Origin of the sequence: Luteitalea sp., from assembly GCF_044337415.1 — a bacterium.
Lineage (GTDB): Bacteria > Acidobacteriota > Vicinamibacteria > Vicinamibacterales > Vicinamibacteraceae > Luteitalea.
In genome coordinates, this window is the sequence record NZ_JBIINP010000355.1 from 1 (window position 1) to 3,108 (window position 3,108).

Here is a 3,108-nt window from a genome sequence, read left to right on the forward strand (position 1 = left end):
GTGCGCCAGGCCGATGGCCAGCAGGATCAGCAGGCGACGCCTGATCCGCCGTCGGGTGTCGAGGGAAGGCGCCTGGCCCAGTTGCAGGCCCAGGCCGATGCCGAACAGCAGGGAGAAGAGCGAGTAGAACTTGCCCTGCACCAGCCATTCCCTGGCGAACCCGACAGGGCCGTCCACGCCCGAGGCCGGCAGGCTGGCGCGCTGTGCGTCGGTGATGAACTCGTAGCCGGTGAAGTCGGCGACGTTGTACAGGAGGATGCCGAGGATGGCCGTCCCGCGGAGCGCGTCGAGCACGTCGACGCGCGTCCGCGCGGGTGAGGCGGCATGGTCGTGGGGCGGCGCGCCAGGGCCGGCAGGTACGGCGTGGGCCATACCTGCCTCAACGCTCGGGCTGGCCGATCAGAACGCGTCAGAGGACACGTACGCGTCGATCAGCTTCTGCTCGCCGTCCTTGCCCGGGAACGCGTTGCCGTGCTCCATGCCCATGATGAAGTCGCGCTTGTCGGCGGCGGCCTTGGCGTGGATGTGCTTGAAGACGTTCTTGTAGTTGATCTCGCCCGTGGTCGGTTCCTTGCGGCCCGGGTTGTCACCGATCTGGAAGTACCCGATCTCGGACCACGCCCAGTCGATGTGGGGGATGATGTGCCCCTCGTTCTTCTGCATGTGGTAGATGTCGAACAGGATCTTGCAGGCCGGCGAGTTCACGGCGCGGCAGATCATGTACGTCTGGTCCGACGTGCGCAGGAACTGGTCGGGGTTGTCGCTGAGCGGCTCGAGCACCATCACGAGGTTGTGCTTCGCGAGCACGTCGGCGCCGTAGCGCAGCGTGTCGATCACGTGGCCGTGCTGCACGCCGATCGGCAGCCGACGCTCGAAGGCGCCCGGCACCACCGTCATCCACTTCGCGTTGCAGCGCCTGGCGACCTCGACGGCCGACTCGCACGCCTTGATGAACAGGTCGCGGTTCTCGGGCTTGCCCGTGGTGAACCGGTCGCTGTTGTTGCCGCCCGTCTGGATGACGAACACGCCCATCTGGATGCCGAGCTTCGTCATGGCCTCGCCCAGCTGCGCCTGCAGCTCAGGCGTGCGGCCCATCATCCCGTTGTCCTCGAGCGCGGTGAAGCCCTGGTCGGCCATGAACTTCAGCTGGTCGAACAGGTCCTTGCCCGCCGAGTTCTCGAACATGCCGAAGTGCGGGGCGTACTTCAGCTTGAACTTGCGCGCAGGCGTCACGGGGCCGAACGTCCGGACCGCCGGCGCGGCCGGCGCGGGTTGAGCTCCGGCCTGGAGCGGCAGCCCGAGGGCAGCCGTGAGGGCGGTCGTCTTCTGCAGGAACGCTCGTCGATCCATCGGATATCGCTTTCGTAGAGAAGGACCCGAGGCGGGTACCCGGTACCCCGTACCCGGCACCCGGGATCCTGTTCATTCACGCTGTGCGGCGGATTGTACGCCAGCCCTAGCTGGGCCGGGTCATCTCCACGGGCACGATCCACTGCTCGTACTGCTCGGCGGTCACGTCGCCGGAGGCGAGTGCCGACTCGCGGAGCGTGAGGCCCTTCTTCTGGGCCGTCTTGGCGATGGCCGCGGCCTTGTCGTAGCCGATGTGGCGGTTGAGGGCCGTCACCAGCATCAGGTTCTTCCCGAGGTTCTCGGCAATCTTCTCGCGGTTGGGCTCGATGCCCTTCGCGCAGCCCTCCTCGAAGGCCAGGCAGGCGTCGGCGATCAGGCCGATGCTCTCGAGCACGTTGTGCACCATCACCGGCTTGAACACGTTCAACTGGAAGTTGCCCTGCGTGCCGGCGAAGGCCACCGCCGCGTCGTTGCCGAACACCTGGACGCACACCATCGTCATGGCCTCGGACTGGGTGGGGTTCACCTTGCCCGGCATGATCGACGACCCCGGCTCGTTCTCGGGGATGAACAGCTCGCCGATGCCGCAGCGCGGGCCGCTGGCGAGCCAGCGCACGTCGTTGGCCATCTTCATCAGCCCGCCCGACAGGGTGCGGAGCGCGGCCGAGGTCTCGACCAGGGCGTCGTGCGCCGACAGCGCGAAGAACTTGTTGGCGGCCGACCTGAAGGGATACCCGGTCGCCTCCGAGATGTAGTGCGCCGTCCGGTCCCCGAACTTCGGGTGCGCGTTGAGGCCGGTGCCCACCGCGGTGCCGCCGATCGCCAGGTCGTACAGGCCGTCGAGCGACTGCTCCACCGCCTTGAGCCCGAAGTCGATCTGCGCCACCCACGCGCCAATCTCCTGCCCGAGCGTGATGGGCGTGGCGTCCTGCAGGTGCGTGCGTCCCGTCTTGACGAGATCCTCGAAGGCCGCCGACTTGGCCGCGAGCGTCGCGCGCAGCTTGCCGACCGAGGGGAAGAGCCGGTGCTGGAGTTGCTCGACCACCGCGATGTGCATCGCCGTCGGGAACGTGTCGTTGGACGACTGTCCGCGGTTGACGTGGTCGTTCGGGTGGACGGTGCGATCGACGCCGACCGTGCCGCCGGTCAGGGCCACCGCACGATTGGCGATGACCTCGTTGGCGTTCATGTTCGACTGCGTGCCCGACCCGGTCTGGAACACGACGAGCGGGAACTGGCTGTCGAGGTCGCCGGCGATCACCTCGTCGGCAGCACGCACGATGGGGTCGGCCACGGCCTGCGGCAGCTCGCCCAGCTCGGCGTTGGCCTGCGCCGCCGCCTTCTTGAGGATGCCGAGGGCGCGGATGACGGGCCGCTGCCACTTGAAGCGATCCACGCCAATCGGGAAGTTCTGGATCGACCGCTGCGTCTGCGCGGCCCAGTACACGTCGGCGGGCACCTCGATGGGGCCCATCGAGTCCTTTTCGGTGCGGGTCTTGGTCATGGTCGTTCGCTGAAAGTCTGGCAGGCGGCGCCGGACGATCCGGGCCGCATCATCGATCACTCAAGCATATGCCGGGTACCGGGTACCGGGTACGGGGTAGCGGGTAGCGGGTAGCGGCGAGGCGCGGACTCCCCTGGCCCATGCTGGCGCGTCACACGGGAGGGCTGTCGCCCGAGACCAGCTCCGCACGCGGAGTGCCGAGCCGCTCCGCCCGCGTGTCGAGCAGCGCGGCGACGACCTCCCGCGCGCGCGGG

The 3,108-nt window shown here is 68.1% G+C and carries 2 protein-coding genes and 1 pseudogene; all 3 read right to left on the bottom strand.

Annotation, left to right across the window (positions count from 1 at the left end):
- A pseudogene (locus ACIRDX_RS22205) lies at nt 1-372 on the bottom strand (DUF418 domain-containing protein); the annotation flags it as partial.
- Between the two features lie 27 nt (nt 373-399).
- Nucleotides 400-1,350 (bottom strand): hydroxypyruvate isomerase family protein, encoded by a 951-nt coding sequence (locus ACIRDX_RS22210; RefSeq protein ID WP_396627601.1) that lies wholly within the window; start codon nt 1,348-1,350, stop codon nt 400-402.
- Between the two features lie 106 nt (nt 1,351-1,456).
- Nucleotides 1,457-2,854, bottom strand: coding sequence for a class II fumarate hydratase (fumC, locus tag ACIRDX_RS22215; protein ID WP_396627602.1), 1,398 nt, complete (start codon nt 2,852-2,854; stop codon nt 1,457-1,459).
- Nucleotides 2,855-3,108: the final 254 nt, after the last annotated feature.

What these genes read in the sequence shown, in the direction of transcription:
- fumC (WP_396627602.1), bottom strand. Translation starts at nt 2,854, where the DNA reads ATGACCAAGACCCGCACCGAAAAGGACTCGATGGGCCCCATCGAGGTG.
- ACIRDX_RS22210 (WP_396627601.1), bottom strand. Translation starts at nt 1,350, where the DNA reads ATGGATCGACGAGCGTTCCTGCAGAAGACGACCGCCCTCACGGCTGCC.